We start from the raw sequence: 15,799 nt of genomic DNA, 5'->3' as shown, positions 1-15,799 counted from the left end.
AGAACCTGCGACCGGAGGAGTGCAGTGGCAGCCAACGACCGGGCAGCAGCTCCCGGAAAGTCCGGTGGGAGTGCCGGTTCCGAAGGCCTGATGCGCGCCTCGCTGAGCGCCGTGGCTCCGGGTACGGCGATGCGTGACGGCCTGGAGCGGATCCTGCGCGGCAACACCGGCGGTCTGATCGTGCTCGGCTCCGACAAGACGGTCGAGGCGATGTGCACGGGCGGTTTCGTCCTGGACGTCGAGTTCACCGCGACCCGGCTTCGGGAGCTGTGCAAGCTGGACGGCGGCATCGTGCTGTCGTCCGACCTGTCGAAGATCCTGCGGGCCGGCGTGCAGCTGGTGCCGGACCCGACGATCCCCACGGAGGAGACGGGTACGCGGCACCGGACGGCCGACCGGGTCTCCAAGCAGGTCGGCTTCCCCGTGGTGTCCGTCTCCCAGTCCATGCGGCTGATCGCCCTGTACGTCGACGGGCAGCGCCGTGTCCTGGAGGACTCGGCGGCGATCCTCTCCCGCGCGAACCAGGCGCTGGCGACCCTGGAGCGGTACAAGCTCCGCCTGGACGAGGTCGCGGGCACGCTGTCGGCGCTGGAGATCGAGGACCTGGTGACGGTCCGCGATGTGTCGGCGGTCGCGCAGCGGCTGGAGATGGTGCGGCGCATCGCCACCGAAATCGCCGAATATGTGGTCGAACTGGGCACGGACGGTCGTCTTCTGGCGCTTCAGCTGGAGGAGTTGATCGCGGGGGTCGAGCCGGACCGTGAGCTGGTCGTACGGGACTACGTTCCCGAGCCGACGGCCAAGCGGTCCCGCACGGTCGAGGAGGCCCTGTCCGAGCTGGACGCGCTGACGCACGGGGAGCTGCTGGAACTGGGCACGGTGGCGCGGGCGCTGGGCTACACGGGGTCCCCCGAGACCCTCGACTCCGCGGTGTCCCCGCGGGGCTTCCGCCTCCTGGCGAAGGTGCCGCGGCTGCCCGGTGCGATCATCGATCGGCTGGTGGAGCACTTCGGCGGTCTGCAGAAGCTGCTCGCTGCGAGCGTCGATGATCTGCAGGCGGTGGATGGGGTCGGGGAGGCGCGGGCGAGGAGTGTGCGCGAGGGGTTGTCGCGGTTGGCGGAGTCTTCGATCCTGGAGCGGTACGTCTGATTCTTTGACCGGTCTTCGAGTGCGGGCCGGTGGGGGCTGATCGCGCCCACGCGGCGGAGCCGCAGATCAATACAGCCCCGCGCCCCTAGGGAGATGCAGCCCCGGTCCGCTGAGAGCGTGGCCCTCGTCCGGGTTTCGAGCGGTTCGTGCGCATGTGCGGGCCCGCTGTGGCCGGTCGCGCAGTTCCCCGCGCCCCTAGGGAGTTGTAGTGCCGTCCGCTGAGAGCGTGGCCCTCGTCTGGATTTCGAGCGGTTCGTGCGCATGTGCGGGCCCGCTGTGGCCGGCCGGCTCCGGTCGGGGGCTGTTAGTCGGCGGACAGGACGAAGGATGTCTGGGACTTGGGGTAGCCCGGGGTCTGGGCTTCGAGCAGGTAGGTGCTGGGTTTGGCCGAGCCCGCCGGAGGCGTTGCGCACTGGGGGGCGCTCGGCTTGCGGTCCCAGTGGATGGTGTAGGTGATGCTCTGGCCCGCGGCGACGCGGAAGAACAGGCTGCCGGCGCCCTTGGGGCAGTCGGCGGAGGACCAGTACGTGTTGTCGCCGTCGGCGGGAGTGACGGTCAACACCGCGTGCTTCGGGCCGAGATCGGCCTTGCAGTCGGTGGACGAGGAATTCTTGGCGACCAGTTGGAAGGTCGGCGTCTGGTCCGGCGAGTAGGAGTTGTGCTCGCTGCGCAGGGTCAGCGAGACCGCGCCGGGGGTGCAGGCGGGCAGGTCGGAGGAGGCCGAGAGAACGTCGCCGGACGTGACGGCACCGGAGCCGGTACCCGAACCCGCACCGGACCCGGCCCCGGACCCGGAGTCCCCGCCCGAGCCGCCGTCGGCACCGGGCGCACCGGGCGCACCGGAGTCGCCCGCACCCGCAGAGCCGGAGCCGGAGCCGGAGCCGGAGCCGCTGCCAGCGGATTCGCCGCCCGACTCGTCGCGCCCGCCCGGGTGTTGGCTGTACGCGGGGCCGGATCCGGACGGTCCCGGGGTGATGGTGGACGCGGGATTCTTGCTGTTGGATCCGTCGGCGTTCTTCCTGCCGCTCCCGGCGCCGGACGTGACGACCCACGTGATCAGCAGCGCCAACAGGGCGACCAGGGACAGCAGTACGACCCTCCTTCGCCAGTAGATGGAGGAGGGAAGCGGCCCGATCGGATTGCGCAGAGATCCCACGGCGCAAACTGTACGAGAGATCGGCGCGCTTGCTTGCGTCACCCGCCGTCCGGGCCCCAACTTTTCCGGATCATCATCCCGGGCAACTTCCGCCGCGAACAGGCACCTTCGCCCCCCGCCCGACCCGCCGCGCGCAGCGCCCCTCACCGGGCGCAACGCTCCGGTTCCGCGCCGCCACCGGCCATGTACGCGCACGGCGTGGCAGGATCGGAAAGGCCATGACTGAAAAGCTTCACGCTCCCGTGATCGACTGGTTCGACATCAACGCCCGCGACCTACCCTGGCGCCGCCCGGAAGCGGGCCCGTGGGGCGTGATGGTCAGCGAGTTCATGCTCCAGCAGACCCCTGTGAACCGGGTGCAGCCCGTCTACGAGCAGTGGCTGACCCGCTGGCCGCGCCCCGCCGACCTCGCGAAGGAACCCCCGGGCGAGGCCGTGCGCGCCTGGGGCCGGCTCGGCTATCCGCGCCGCGCCCTGCGCCTGCACGGCGCCGCCGTGGCCATAACGGAGCGGCACGGCGGGGACGTACCGACCGACCATGCGCAACTGCTGGCACTGCCCGGCATCGGCGAGTACACGGCCGCCGCGGTGGCCTCCTTCGCGTACGGGCAACGGCATCCGGTGCTGGACACGAACGTGCGCCGGGTCTTCGCCCGTGCGGTGACCGGGGTGCAGTACCCGCCGAACGCCACCACCGCTGCCGAACGCCGGCTGGCCCGCGAGCTGCTGCCCGAGGACGAGAAGACGGCCGCGCGCTGGGCCGCCGCCTCCATGGAGCTGGGCGCGCTGGTGTGCACGGCCAGGAACGAGGGCTGCCAGCGGTGTCCCATCGCCGCACAGTGCGCCTGGCGGCTGGCCGGCAAGCCGGAGCACGAGGGGCCGCCGCGGCGCGGGCAGACGTACGCCGGCACCGACCGCCAGGTCCGCGGCAAGCTGCTCGCCGTGCTGCGGGAGGCGCACACGCCGGTGCCGCAGGCGGTGCTGGACCGGGTGTGGCACGAACCGGTGCAGCGCGCCCGCGCGCTCGACGGACTCGTCGCCGACGGTCTGGTGGAGCCGCTGGCGAACGGTCTGTACCGGCTGCCGCTCGGCTGACGCCGACGCCCGGCCGGGCCCGCCACGTCACAGGGCGGGGGCTTCCGTGACGACAGCCCCCGCCAGGCAAATCCCCCCATAATGGCACATAGAGGCCAACTCCCTTACCCCGCCCCTACTTCCGTTACACAACCGACGGACAGCCGATTGCCCGCCGCAGGCTGGACCGCACAACCCCGTGACAACTGCTCCGTAGTTTCTGTGTCGTGCCCGGCGGACCACCGGGACAGCAGAACAGCAGGACAGCGGAACAGCGGGACGGACAGGACTTCAGGCACGAGCCGGAGTCGCGGGGAACGGAGGCGGTTGATCATGGCGCAGGGCGAGGTGCTCGAGTTCGAGGAATACGTCCGCACCCGGCAGGACGCGCTGTTGCGCAGCGCCCGCCGGCTGGTCCCGGACCCGGTGGACGCCCAGGACCTGCTGCAGACCGCGCTCGTGCGGACGTACGGCCGCTGGGAGGGCATCGCCGACAAGCGCCTCGCCGACGCCTACCTGCGCCGCGTCATGATCAACACGCGGACCGAGTGGTGGCGGGCCCGCAAGCTGGAGGAGGTCCCGACCGAGCAGCTCCCGGAGTCGTCCGTCGACGACTCCACCGAGCAGCACGCGGACCGGGCCCTGCTGATGGACATCATGAAGGTGCTCGCACCGAAGCAGCGCAGTGTCGTGGTGCTGCGACACTGGGAGCAGATGTCCACGGAGGAGACGGCCGCCGCCCTCGGCATGTCGGCCGGTACGGTCAAGAGCACGCTGCACCGGGCGCTCGCCCGGCTCCGCGAGGAGCTGGAGGCGCGCGATCTGGACGCACGCGCGCTGGAGCGTGAGGAGCGGGAGCGTTGCGCGGCCTGACCGGGGCCGGGCCCAGCAGGGCCCGAGGGAGTTCTCTGGCGGTGATCTCGGCTGCGGCCTCGGTCGCCGCCCTCGCCCTTTTCGTCGCCTCGTGCAGCAGCGGCGGCACGGGGGCGCGGGACGAGGGCCCGGCGCACGCCTCCGCGGTGGCCGGCGCCGTCACCTCCCCGTCGGCGGCCCCCTCCGAGACGTACAAGCGTGTGGACGCGGTCGCGCTGCTGCGGGCGGACCCGAAGGTCTCGGAGTCGATCAAACGGGACCTGCAGCCGTGCGGCGGCGACGACTACCCGGTCGACGTCACCTACGGCGATCTGACCGGCGGCTCCGTCAACGACGTCGTCGTCAACGTGCTGACCTGCGGCGACTGGGTGGGGCTCGGCACGTACGTGTACCGGGACGTCGGCGGCACGTACAAGAACGTGTTCCGGACGGAGGAGTCCCCGGTCTACGCGGAGATCGATGGCGCCGACCTGACCGTGACCAAGCAGGTGTACGCCACGGACGACGCCCTCTCGAACCCGTCCCGGGAGACCGTGATCACGTACAGCTGGAAAGCGGGCCGGTTCACGCAGGTGCACACGCACGAGACCGACTACAGCAAGGCGGGCGGCGGCGACACGGCGACGCCCACGCCCGTGCCCGACAACTGACCGCCCCAGACAACTGACCGCCTCCGACAACCGACCGACCCCGACAACCGACCGCCCCCACAGACCGCCCCGCAAAAGACGAACCCTCACCGCCGCACGCACACCACGCACACCACGAGGACTGAGAGCACCGGGATGGCAGAGCAGACCCACGTCCTGTTCGTCGAGGACGACGACGTCATCCGTGAGGCCACCCAGCTCGCCCTGGAGCGGGACGGCTTCGCGGTCACCGCGATGCCCGACGGGCTGTCCGGCCTGGAGGCGTTCCGGGCCGACCGCCCCGACATCGCGCTGCTGGACGTCATGGTCCCGGGCCTGGACGGCGTGAGCCTGTGCCGTCGTATCCGGGACGAGTCGACCGTTCCGGTGATCATGCTGTCGGCGCGTGCCGACTCCATCGACGTCGTCCTCGGCCTGGAGGCGGGCGCCGACGACTACGTGACCAAGCCGTTCGACGGTGCCGTACTGGTCGCGCGGATCCGGGCCGTGCTGCGGCGCTTCGGGCACGCGGGCGGCAGGGCGCAGGCCGAGGCCGCCGCGGACGCGGTGAACGACGGCGTGCTCACCTTCGGGGACCTGGAGATCGACACCGAGGGCATGGAGGTGCGCCGGTCCGGGCAGCCGGTCGCGCTCACCCCGACCGAGATGCGGCTGCTGCTGGAGTTCTCCTCCGCGCCGGGCACCGTGCTCTCCCGCGACAAACTGCTGGAGCGCGTGTGGGACTACGGCTGGGGCGGGGACACCCGGGTGGTCGACGTGCATGTGCAACGGCTGCGGCAGAAGATCGGCCCGGACCGGATCGAGACCGTCCGTGGCTTCGGCTACAAACTGAAGGCCTGAGCGGAGCACCGTGATGCGGGGGATCGAGCGAAGCACCGTGACGCGGGGGATGGGGTTCCTGCGGCGTCCGGTCCGGCGCGTGGAGCGCGCGGGCCTGCACACCGGGATCAGATGGAAGCTCAGCGCGGCGATCGCGCTGGTGGCCGGGCTCGTGGCGATCGCGCTGAGCCTGGTCGTGCACAACGCGGCCCGGGTCTCGATGCTCGACAACGCGCGCGACCTGGCCAACCAGCGCGTCCAGATCGCGCAGCGCAACTACGAACTGAGCCGGCGACCGAACTTCCCCGGCATCAAGGTCGACGACCCCGAGCTGCCGGCCGCGCTGCGCGAGAAGGTGGAGCAGGGCCGCAGGGCCAGCGATGTCACCGACAGCATGGGCGTGCCGGACATCTGGGCGGCCGTGCCCACCAAGGACGGGCGTGTGTTGTCCCTGCACACCCCGATGCCGGACCGTTCCTCCGACGTGCTGAAGGACCTGGACCAGGCGCTGGTCATCGGCTCGGTCGCGGTCGTCTTCGGCGGCAGCGCGCTCGGCGTCCTGATCGGCGGCCAGCTGTCCGGTCGGCTGCGCAAGGCGGCGGCCGCCGCGAACCGGGTCGCGGGCGGTGAGACCGACGTCCGGGTGCGGGAGGCCATCGGCGGGGTCGTACGGGACGAGACCGACGATCTCGCGCGCGCGGTGGACGCCATGGCGGACGCGCTGCGCCAGCGCCTGGAGGCCGAGCGCCGGGTCACCGCCGACATCGCGCACGAGCTGCGCACCCCGGTGACCGGACTGCTGACGGCCGCCGAACTGCTGCCCCCGGGCCGTCCGACCGAACTGGTCCTGGACCGGGCGAAGGCCATGCGCACGCTGGTCGAGGACGTGCTGGAGGTCGCCCGGCTCGACGGCGCCTCCGAGCGGGCCGAGCTGCAGGACATCATGCTGGGCGAGTTCGTCGCCCGGCGGGTGGCCGCGAAGGACCCGGACATCGTCGTCCACGTGGTGCACGAGTCGGAGGTCACCACCGACCCGCGCCGCCTGGAGCGCGTCCTGTTCAACCTGCTCGCGAACGCCGCCCGGCACGGCAGGCCGCCGATCGAGGTGAGCGTCGAGGGCCGGGTGATCCGGGTCCGCGACCACGGCCCCGGCTTCCCCGAGGAACTGCTCGCCGAGGGCCCGCTCCGGTTCCGCACCGGCAGGGCGGACCGCGCCGGCCAGGGCCACGGCCTGGGCCTGACCATCGCCGCCGGTCAGGCCCGGGTCCTCGGCGCCCGGCTGACCTTCCGCAACGTAAGCCCGAACGCACGCCCGAACGCACGCTCTGACGCCCGCCCCGACGCACACCCGGACGTACGACCGGTCGACGCACCCCCCGGCCCCGTGGCGGAAGGCGCGGTGGCCGTCCTCTGGCTCCCCGAACACGCCCCCACCAACACGGGCAGCTACCCGATGCTGCAGGCATGACGAAGGCCCCCGGGGCGGACCTTGAGTTCTAGCGATCGTCGCAACACCCCAGCTCAAGGGGTGCGATGTTCGAGATCCGCAAGACCCGGACGGTGGCCTTCGGTTCAGGAACGCTGAGTGCCAGGAACGCTGGGTGCCGGGCACCCTGGGCGTCAGGAACGCTGGGCGTCAGGCACCCCGGGCGCTTCCCGGGGACGCGTCAGACCGCGTCGACCACAGGCGGCGCGGCCGGGGTGGCCGGTGCGTCGCCCTCCTGCGAGGAGGCCTGCTTCTGGGGGCCGCCCTTCAGCGGCACCTCCTTGACGAACAGCGCGAGGATCAGCACCGGCACGGCGATCACCGCACCGAGCAGGAACGCCGAGTGTGTACCGGCGGACACCGCGTGCTGGTAGGCCTCCCGCGCCGCCTCGGGCAGCTTCGCCAGGCTCTTCGCGTCCAGCTGGGCGGACTTCTCGGTGATGTTCTTGCCGAGTGCGCCGGCCCGCTCGGCCATGACGTGCTGGACCCGGTTGTTGAACAGCGCGCCCATGATGGCGACACCGAACGACGAGCCGAGCGTACGGAGCAGCGTCGTGGACGAGGAGGCCACGCCCATGTCCTTCATCTCCACGCTGTTCTGCGCGACCAGCATGGTGATCTGCATCAGGCAGCCCATGCCCAGACCGAGGACGGCCATGTAGATGCCGGAGGTCGTCCGGGTCGTACCGGTGTCCATCAGGGACAGCAGGTACAGCCCGACGATCATCAGCGCGCCGCCGACGATCGGGAAGATCTTGTAGCGTCCGCTGCTGGTGGTGACCCGGCCGGCGACCATCGAGGTCACGAGCATCGCGCCGAGCATCGGCAGGAGCAGCAGACCGGAGTTGGTCGCGGAGGCACCCTGCACCGCCTGCTGGTACAGCGGCAGGTAGAGCGTGGCGCCGAACATCACGAAGCCGGTGATGAAGCCGATGACGGACATCAGCGTGAAGTTGAGGCTGCGGAACATGTGCAGCGGGACGACCGGCTCGGCGGCCTTGGTCTGCCACCACACGAACCCGATGAGCGAGACGACGCCGATGGCGGTCAGCTCCATGATCCGCGCGGACGTCCAGGCGTACTGGCTGCCGCCCCAGGTGGTGACCAGCACGATCGAGGTGATGCCGACGGTCAGCAGCGTGACGCCCAGGAAGTCGATGCGCGCCTTCGCCCGCTTCTTCGGCAGGTGCAGCACGGCGCTGACCAGCGCCAGGGCCACGGCGCCCAGCGGCAGGTTGATGTAGAAGGACCAGCGCCAGCCCCAGTTGTCGGTGATGGTGCCGCCGACCAGCGGGCCGCCGATCATCGCCAGCGCCATGACGCCGGCCATCATGCCGGTGTACTTGCCGCGCTCGCGCGGCGGGATCAGGTCACCGATGATCGCCATGACGCCGACCATCAGACCGCCGGCACCGAGGCCCTGGACGGCCCGGAAGCCGATCAGTTCGCCCATGTTCTGGGCCATGCCGCTCAGCGCGGAGCCGATCAGGAAGATCACGATCGAGCTGAGGAAGGCGCCCTTGCGCCCGTACATGTCGCCGACCTTGCCCCAGATGGGGGTCGAGGCCGCCGTCGCGAGGGTGTACCCGGTGACCACCCAGGACAGGTGCTCCAGGCCGCCCAGTTCGCCCACGATCGTCGGCATCGCGGTGCCCACGATCATGTTGTCGAGCATCGCGAGCATCATCGCGATCATGAGCGCGAGCAGGACCACCCGGACGCTCTTCGGCTGCTTCTCGGGCTTTCCGGGCGTCCCGGGCTGCCCGGTCTGCTCCGGTGCCGCGTTCTGCGGCTGCTCGGGTTTCGCCTTCCCCGGCTCTTCCGGTATGGGCCGGCCGGTCTCGGCCGTCTGCGTGTCCGCCATCTCTCTCACTCCCCCTGGCGGCTACGACTTACTTGCCGCCCGGCTAGTTCATTACACTGGGAAAAGTAGACGCCGAACTAGCCGGTCGTCAAGTAAGTTTCCGCAGGAGCGCGAGGAGTACGAGGATGGGCGTCACCATGGACGGCACCAAGCAGCAGCGCCGCGGCAACACCCGCCAGCGCATCCAGGACGTGGCACTCGAACTCTTCGCGGAGCAGGGCTACGAGAAGACCTCTCTGCGGGAGATCGCCGAGCGTCTCGACGTCACGAAGGCGGCTCTCTACTACCACTTCAAGACGAAGGAAGAGATCATCGTCAGCCTCTTCGAGGATCTGACGCAGCCGATCGAGGAACTGATCGAGTGGGGCAGGAGCCGCCCGCACACCCTGGAGAACAAGCACGAGATCATACGGCGCTACAGCGAGGCCCTGGCCGGCGCGGAACCGCTGTTCCGCTTCATGCAGGAGAACCAGGCGACCGTACGGGATCTGCGCATCGGCGACACCTTCAAGGACCGGATGCGCGGCCTGCGGGACATCATCATCGATCCCGAGGCCCGGCTCGCGGACCAGGTCCGCTGCATCAGCGCGCTCTTCACGATGCACGCGGGGATGTTCGTGATGCAGGACCTGGAAGGCGACCCCGAGAAGAAGCGCGAAGCCGTTCTCGAGGTCGCCATGGATCTCGTCACCCAGGCGCACGAGGGCGCCCACCGGGGTGACTAGCCGACGTCAGGTCAGACCTTGACGCCCTTGGAGTGCAGGAAGGCGACCGGGTCGACCGCGGAGCCGTAGTTCGGGGTCGTACGGATCTCGAAGTGCAGGTGCGGGCCGGTGGAGTTGCCGGTGCTGCCCGAGAGGGCGATGTGCTGGGCGGTCTTGACGACCTGGCCGACCTTGACGTCGATCCGGGACAGGTGCGCGTACTGCGAGTAGGTCCCGTTGCCGTGCTTGATGACGACGGCGTTGCCGTACGCGGGGCCGTCACCGGCGCCGTTGGGGCCGGCCTTGACGACGGTGCCGCCGTGCGCCGCGATGACCTCGGTGCCGGTCGGCACGGCGAAGTCCTGACCGCTGTGCTTGGCGACCCAGTGGCTGCCGGACTGCATGAAGCTGGCCGACAGGGTGTACTTCTTCACCGGGTCGACCCAGGAGGCCGCGGAGGGGGTCGCGGCGCTCGCGATCCCGCTGCCCAGTACGGCCGTGGCGCCCATTCCGACGGCCAGGACGGCCGCGCGGTTGCGGAGCGAGGACGTACGGGAGTTACGGGACGTGAAGCGCTGGAACATCTAGACCTCGTCAAGTCGGGGAACAGAGAGCCACCCGTCGCACGAATGCTTCCGCTCGGCGGGTGGGCCATTCATTGGTAACCCGCCACCCCATCAGCGCTCAATACCCCCGATCTACGACTCAGAGCCGTAGACAACATCAAACTAACCCACTTCTTGACAGTTAACCCATTTTGGACACCACCCACCTGACGTGCCCTTTCACTCACCAGCGTCACCCATAAAGCCCTTTTTGTTCCTTTTATGATCCTACGGCCAGGGTTAGTACGGGCTATTTCGCTGTGTGCCATGTCACCGGTTCCCTGGGCCATCAGCCGGGGAAATGTGACGCAGGCCTCTATCCACCTACCCATCAGTAACCTTACGGTTCCCCTCGCGACACCCACGCAGAAGATCATGCCCCTGACACTTCACCCTTCAGGCCGTGCAGCGCGTACGGACGCGAGAGGACCCCCACCGATGACCACACGCCCCTGGGCGCGCCGGATTTCCGTCACCGCCGTCTCCGTGGCCGCGCTCGCCGCGCTGGCCGTCCCCGCGCAGGCGGCCGACTCCGCCGCCCCGGCCGCCGCCGCGCCGGCCGCCACCGGCAAGACCGACTACGCGACCTGGCAGAAGGACTGCCAGACGGTCATGGACCAGGCCCTGCCCTACCTCAAGCACCGCATCGCCCACGCCGAGCCGGGCGAGAAGCAGGCGATCGTCTTCGACATCGACAACACCACGCTGGAGACCGACTTCGGATTCTCCTACCCGCAGCCGGCCAACAAGCCCGTCCTGAACGTCGCCCAGTACGCCCAGCAGCACGGCGTGAAGCTGTTCTTCGTCACCGCGCGACCGGGCATCATCTACTGGCCCACCGAGTACAACCTCGAACACGACGGCTACGACGTCTCCGGGCTGTACGTCCGCGGCCTGTTCGACCTGTTCAAGGACGTCGCCGCCTACAAGACCGCCCAGCGCGTCGACATCGAGAACCAGGGCTACACGATCATCGCGAACGTCGGCAACAGCGCCACCGACCTCTCCGGCGGCCACGCCGAGAAGACGTACAAACTGCCGGACTACAACGGTCAGTTGTCCTGATGGCCAGTCGTCCTGAAGGTCAGTTGTCCTGACCGAACGCCCCGGGCGAATGTCCTGGCCGAATGTCCTGGCCCGATTGCCGCCCTGATCCGAAAACGCCGAAAGGGGCCGGTGCTGGAAAGCACCGGCCCCTTTCGGCTGATCAGCGGATCACCGAAGGATCACGCGTCCTTGCTCAGGTTCGGCCCGGCTCCGCCGGCCGCCTGCTCGATCGGCGGGACGTCGGGCAGTGCCGACTTCTCCTCACCGCGGAAGGTGAAGGTCTGGGAATCGCCCTCGCCCTCGGTGTCCACGACCACGATGTGACCGGGGCGCAGCTCGCCGAAGAGGATCTTCTCGGAGAGCGTGTCCTCGATCTCGCGCTGGATGGTGCGGCGCAGCGGCCGGGCGCCCAGCACGGGGTCGTAACCCTTCTTGGACAGCAGTTCCTTGGCGGACTGGGACAGCTCGATGCCCATGTCCCGGTCCTTCAGGCGCTCGTCCACCTTGCCGATCATCAGGTCGACGATCCGCAGGATGTCCTCCTGCGTCAGCTGCGGGAAGACGACCACGTCGTCGACGCGGTTGAGGAATTCGGGCCGGAAGTGCTGCTTCAGCTCGTCCGAGACCTTGTTCTTCATGCGCTCGTAGTTGGACTTCGTGTCGCCCTGGGCGGCGAAGCCCAGGTTGAAGCCCTTGGAGATGTCCCGGGTGCCGAGGTTGGTCGTCATGATGATGACCGTGTTCTTGAAGTCCACGACTCGGCCCTGGGAGTCGGTCAGGCGACCGTCCTCCAGGATCTGCAGCAGCGAGTTGAAGATGTCCGGGTGGGCCTTCTCGACCTCGTCGAAGAGGACGACCGAGAACGGCTTGCGGCGGACCTTCTCCGTCAGCTGACCGCCCTCTTCGTAGCCCACGTAGCCGGGGGGCGAACCGAAGAGACGCGAGACGGTGTGCTTCTCGCTGAACTCCGACATGTCGAGGGAGATCAGCGCATCCTCGTCACCGAAGAGGAACTCGGCGAGCGCCTTGGACAGTTCGGTCTTACCGACACCGGACGGGCCGGCGAAGATGAACGAACCACCGGGACGCTTCGGGTCCTTCAGACCGGCGCGCGTACGGCGGATCGCCTTGGACAGCGCCTTGACGGCGTCGACCTGGCCGATGACCCGCTTGTGCAGCTCCTCCTCCATGCGGAGCAGGCGGCTGGACTCCTCCTCGGTCAGCTTGAAGACCGGGATACCGGTGGCCGTGGCGAGGACCTCGGCGATCAGCTCGCCGTCGACCTCGGCGACGACGTCCATGTCGCCGGCCTTCCACTCCTTCTCCCGCTTGGCCTTGGCGGCCAGGAGCTGCTTCTCCTTGTCGCGCAGGGAGGCGGCCTTCTCGAAGTCCTGCGAGTCGATCGCGGACTCCTTGTCCCGGCGGACGGCGGCGATCTTCTCGTCGAACTCGCGCAGGTCCGGCGGCGCGGTCATCCGGCGGATGCGCATCCGGGAGCCGGCCTCGTCGATCAGGTCGATCGCCTTGTCCGGCAGGAAGCGGTCCGAGATGTAGCGGTCGGCCAGGGTGGCGGCCTGGACCAGTGCCTCGTCCGTGATGGAGACGCGGTGGTGGGCCTCGTACCGGTCGCGCAGACCCTTGAGGATCTCGATCGTGTGCGGCAGGGACGGCTCGGCGACCTGGATGGGCTGGAAACGGCGCTCCAGGGCCGCGTCCTTCTCCAGGTGCTTGCGGTACTCGTCCAGGGTGGTCGCACCGATGGTCTGCAGCTCACCACGGGCCAGCATCGGCTTCAGGATGGAGGCGGCGTCGATGGCGCCCTCGGCGGCACCCGCACCGACCAGCGTGTGCAGCTCGTCGATGAACAGGATGATGTCGCCGCGGGTGCGGATCTCCTTGAGGACCTTCTTCAGGCGCTCCTCGAAGTCACCGCGGTAGCGGGAGCCGGCGACCAGGGCGCCGAGGTCCAGGGTGTAGAGGTGCTTGTCCTTGAGGGTCTCGGGCACCTCGCCCTTGACGATGGCCTGGGCGAGGCCCTCGACGACGGCGGTCTTGCCGACGCCGGGCTCACCGATCAGGACCGGGTTGTTCTTGGTACGGCGGGACAGCACCTGCATGACCCGCTCGATCTCCTTCTCGCGCCCGATGACCGGGTCGAGCTTGGACTCACGAGCTGCCTGGGTGAGGTTCCGGCCGAACTGGTCCAGGACGAGAGAGGTCGAGGGGGTGCCCTCGGCCGGGCCGCCGGCGGTGGCGGTCTCCTTGCCCTGGTAGCCGGAGAGCAGCTGGATGACCTGCTGCCGCACCCGGTTGAGGTCTGCGCCCAGCTTGACCAGGACCTGGGCGGCGACGCCCTCGCCCTCACGGATCAGGCCGAGCAGGATGTGCTCCGTGCCGATGTAGTTGTGACCCAGCTGAAGAGCCTCGCGGAGCGACAGCTCCAGGACCTTCTTGGCACGGGGGGTGAAGGGAATGTGCCCGGACGGGGCTTGCTGGCCCTGACCGATGATCTCCTCCACCTGCTGGCGGACCGCCTCGAGCGAAATGCCGAGGCTCTCCAGGGCCTTAGCGGCGACACCTTCACCCTCGTGGATGAGACCCAGGAGGATGTGCTCGGTGCCGATGTAGTTGTGGTTGAGCATCCGGGCTTCTTCCTGAGCCAGGACGACAACCCGCCGCGCGCGGTCGGTGAACCTCTCGAACATCGTTAATCGCTCCTCAGAGCGGTCAGGCAGTGGGGGGAACTTCCCCTCCCTGTCCTTCCGCAGCTTAGTCCCGCAAGCGGGGACCGCTCATTCCAACTGCCGACACCGTCCTTGGCCTCCTGACCCCGAACGCCGACATATGCTCCAACCCGATGGTGCGAGACGATGTTCCCGCAGGCCAGGCAGTTACCCCACTCGCCAGTACGCCGATGGCGAACGTGAGACCGCCGAATCCGCGGGTCGCCCCCTCCCACTAGGCATGTCTTACCCGCAGGGACTGACACTCCATGCCGCGCGCCCCGGTTCCCTCCGCTATGGGCGAACAACCTTGCGCCTCCCCAGGGCCCCACATGCCCCCCTCTTGGGCACTCTGCGCGATCACTGGCACGCCCAGCGTAACTCTCGGTGTGCTTCGGCGGTTGCACGTGGCATGGCTGGCTCGGTCCCCTTGATCTCCACGGTCCCCCCTCCCCGTCGTCCGTCCGACCCCGGCCCCGGCCCCACCGCCGGGGCCCGGCACTGGTACGAGAACGAACTGAGGTGGGCGACAGTGCCCGGCCGGCCGCTGCGGCTGGTCACGGGGGTGCGGTTCGACGTCCTGGACGTGCCGGCCGAGGCGGGCGCCGCGGCGCTCCGGCATCTCGCGGCGGGCTCTCCGGTGGCCCTGCGGGGCGAGCGGATGCGGCTACTGGTGGCCGCGGGCAGCGCGGAGCAGCTGCCGGAGCTGCTGGACTGGCTGGAGTGGGGGCCGCTGGACCTGGATCTGCGGACCATGGGCGCCGGGGGCCTGATGGAGGCGCCGGCGCGGCCCGAGCGGTCCCGCGACATGGGTCCGCCGCCGGTGCGCGACCGTACGGGGGCGGCTTCGGCCGCCGGGGAGAGTGCGGGGTCCGTGCAGGGTGCGGGATCCGTGCGGGGTGCGGATGCCGTGCAGGGTGCGGGATCCGTGCGGGGTGCGGATGCCGTGCAGGGTGCGGGATCCGTGCGGGGTGCGGATGCCGTGCAGAGTGCGGGATCCGTGCGGGGTGCGGGTTCCGTGCAGGGGGCCGCCGTATGGCTGCGGCCCCCTGAGCCGGGGTGCGAGCTGGAGACTTCGCTGCCGGCGCTGCCGGCCGTCGGGGGTGCTCCCGATCTCGTACGACTGGTGGACACGGTGGCAGCACAGTGCCACCGGGTCCGGCTGCGGCGCCTGAGCGCCGGGCCGCCCGCCTTGCGGCGAGATCAGCCGTTGGCCTTCTCGTAGGCCTCGCGGATGGACGCGGGGACGCGGCCGCGGTCGTTGACCTCGTAACCGTTCTCCTTCGCCCAGGCGCGGATCGCCGCGGTGTCCTGGCTGCCACCGGCAGCGGCACGCGCCTTTCCACGCCCGCCCGAGGCACGGCCACCGGTGCGCCGGCCGCCCTTCACATAGGGGTCGAGAAGGCCGCGCAGCTTGTCAGCATTGCCGGTCGTGAGGTCGATCTCGTAGGTCTTGCCGTCCAGCGCGAACGTCACGGTCTCGTCGGCCTCGCCACCGTCGAGGTCGTCGACAAGAAGGACCTGAACCTTCTGTGCCACCGGATTTCCTTTCATCGATAACGTCAGGGTGAGGGGTGAGCGGCGTCCGCCGTTTCGCCGCCCCTGTTATATGCAGTACTGCAGTACGTCGGAAAGCAAACCGCTTTTGCC

General features: G+C 69.5%; 14 protein-coding genes. 9 read left to right on the top strand and 5 right to left on the bottom strand.

What is annotated here, in order from left to right; all coding sequences use genetic code 11:
• Positions 1-24 precede the first annotated feature (24 nt).
• Positions 25-1,149 (top strand): DNA integrity scanning diadenylate cyclase DisA, encoded by a 1,125-nt coding sequence (disA, locus tag ACGFYV_RS16245; protein ID WP_393879013.1) that lies wholly within the window; start codon positions 25-27, stop codon positions 1,147-1,149.
• Between the two features lie 304 nt (positions 1,150-1,453).
• On the opposite strand, the gene ACGFYV_RS16240 is transcribed toward disA, so the two are convergent.
• Complete coding sequence (locus ACGFYV_RS16240) at positions 1,454-2,305, bottom strand: hypothetical protein (protein WP_393879012.1); 852 nt, start codon at positions 2,303-2,305, stop codon at positions 1,454-1,456.
• A gap of 218 nt (positions 2,306-2,523) precedes the next feature.
• Between ACGFYV_RS16240 and ACGFYV_RS16235 the strand changes: the two genes are divergently transcribed.
• The 5 genes from ACGFYV_RS16235 to cseC all read left to right on the top strand — a co-directional run bounded on the left by ACGFYV_RS16235 (position 2,524) and on the right by cseC (position 7,188).
• Positions 2,524-3,399 carry an A/G-specific adenine glycosylase gene (locus tag ACGFYV_RS16235; RefSeq protein WP_393879011.1) on the top strand — a complete coding sequence of 292 codons (876 nt, stop codon included), beginning with the start codon at positions 2,524-2,526 and terminating at the stop codon, positions 3,397-3,399.
• Positions 3,400-3,711: 312 nt separating this feature from the next.
• A complete protein-coding gene (locus ACGFYV_RS16230) occupies positions 3,712-4,251 on the top strand; it encodes a SigE family RNA polymerase sigma factor (RefSeq protein ID WP_393879010.1) in 540 nt (179 codons plus the stop codon).
• Between the two features lie 41 nt (positions 4,252-4,292).
• On the top strand, positions 4,293-4,901 hold the full coding sequence (locus tag ACGFYV_RS16225) for a hypothetical protein (RefSeq protein WP_393879009.1): 609 nt from the start codon (positions 4,293-4,295) through the stop codon (positions 4,899-4,901).
• 135 nt (positions 4,902-5,036) lie between these two features.
• Complete coding sequence (cseB, locus tag ACGFYV_RS16220; RefSeq protein ID WP_393879008.1) at positions 5,037-5,741, top strand: two-component system response regulator CseB; 705 nt, start codon at positions 5,037-5,039, stop codon at positions 5,739-5,741.
• A gap of 49 nt (positions 5,742-5,790) precedes the next feature.
• Complete coding sequence (gene cseC / locus ACGFYV_RS16215) at positions 5,791-7,188, top strand: two-component system sensor histidine kinase CseC (RefSeq protein ID WP_393879040.1); 1,398 nt, start codon at positions 5,791-5,793, stop codon at positions 7,186-7,188.
• A 199-nt stretch (positions 7,189-7,387) separates the two neighbouring features.
• On the opposite strand, the gene ACGFYV_RS16210 is transcribed toward cseC, so the two are convergent.
• Positions 7,388-9,070, bottom strand: coding sequence for an MDR family MFS transporter (locus tag ACGFYV_RS16210; RefSeq protein ID WP_393879007.1), 1,683 nt, complete (start codon positions 9,068-9,070; stop codon positions 7,388-7,390).
• Positions 9,071-9,195: 125 nt separating this feature from the next.
• On the opposite strand from ACGFYV_RS16210, the gene ACGFYV_RS16205 reads away from it, so the two are divergent.
• Positions 9,196-9,795 carry a TetR/AcrR family transcriptional regulator gene (locus ACGFYV_RS16205; RefSeq protein WP_393879006.1) on the top strand — a complete coding sequence of 200 codons (600 nt, stop codon included), beginning with the start codon at positions 9,196-9,198 and terminating at the stop codon, positions 9,793-9,795.
• Between the two features lie 11 nt (positions 9,796-9,806).
• Here the strand turns inward: ACGFYV_RS16205 and ACGFYV_RS16200 are convergent, their stop codons facing one another.
• Complete coding sequence (locus tag ACGFYV_RS16200; protein ID WP_393879005.1) at positions 9,807-10,358, bottom strand: M23 family metallopeptidase; 552 nt, start codon at positions 10,356-10,358, stop codon at positions 9,807-9,809.
• A 459-nt stretch (positions 10,359-10,817) separates the two neighbouring features.
• Between ACGFYV_RS16200 and ACGFYV_RS16195 the strand changes: the two genes are divergently transcribed.
• Entirely contained in the window at positions 10,818-11,444 is a 627-nt protein-coding gene (locus ACGFYV_RS16195; protein WP_393879004.1) for an HAD family acid phosphatase, read from the top strand.
• A gap of 161 nt (positions 11,445-11,605) precedes the next feature.
• Here the strand turns inward: ACGFYV_RS16195 and ACGFYV_RS16190 are convergent, their stop codons facing one another.
• Positions 11,606-14,131 (bottom strand): ATP-dependent Clp protease ATP-binding subunit, encoded by a 2,526-nt coding sequence (locus ACGFYV_RS16190; protein WP_393879003.1) that lies wholly within the window; start codon positions 14,129-14,131, stop codon positions 11,606-11,608.
• A 430-nt stretch (positions 14,132-14,561) separates the two neighbouring features.
• Here ACGFYV_RS16190 and ACGFYV_RS16185 point away from each other — a divergent pair, with 430 nt between their 5' ends.
• Positions 14,562-15,374, top strand: coding sequence for an SCO3374 family protein (locus tag ACGFYV_RS16185; protein WP_393879002.1), 813 nt, complete (start codon positions 14,562-14,564; stop codon positions 15,372-15,374).
• Here the strand turns inward: ACGFYV_RS16185 and ACGFYV_RS16180 are convergent.
• Entirely contained in the window at positions 15,353-15,688 is a 336-nt protein-coding gene (locus ACGFYV_RS16180; RefSeq protein WP_393879001.1) for an Lsr2 family protein, read from the bottom strand. The genes ACGFYV_RS16185 and ACGFYV_RS16180 overlap by 22 nt on opposite strands.
• Positions 15,689-15,799 lie beyond the last annotated feature (111 nt).

The sequence above is a fragment of the Streptomyces sp. NPDC048297 genome (assembly GCF_043201585.1).
GTDB lineage: Bacteria > Actinomycetota > Actinomycetes > Streptomycetales > Streptomycetaceae > Streptomyces.
This window is presented reverse-complemented; position numbering and strand designations above follow the sequence as displayed.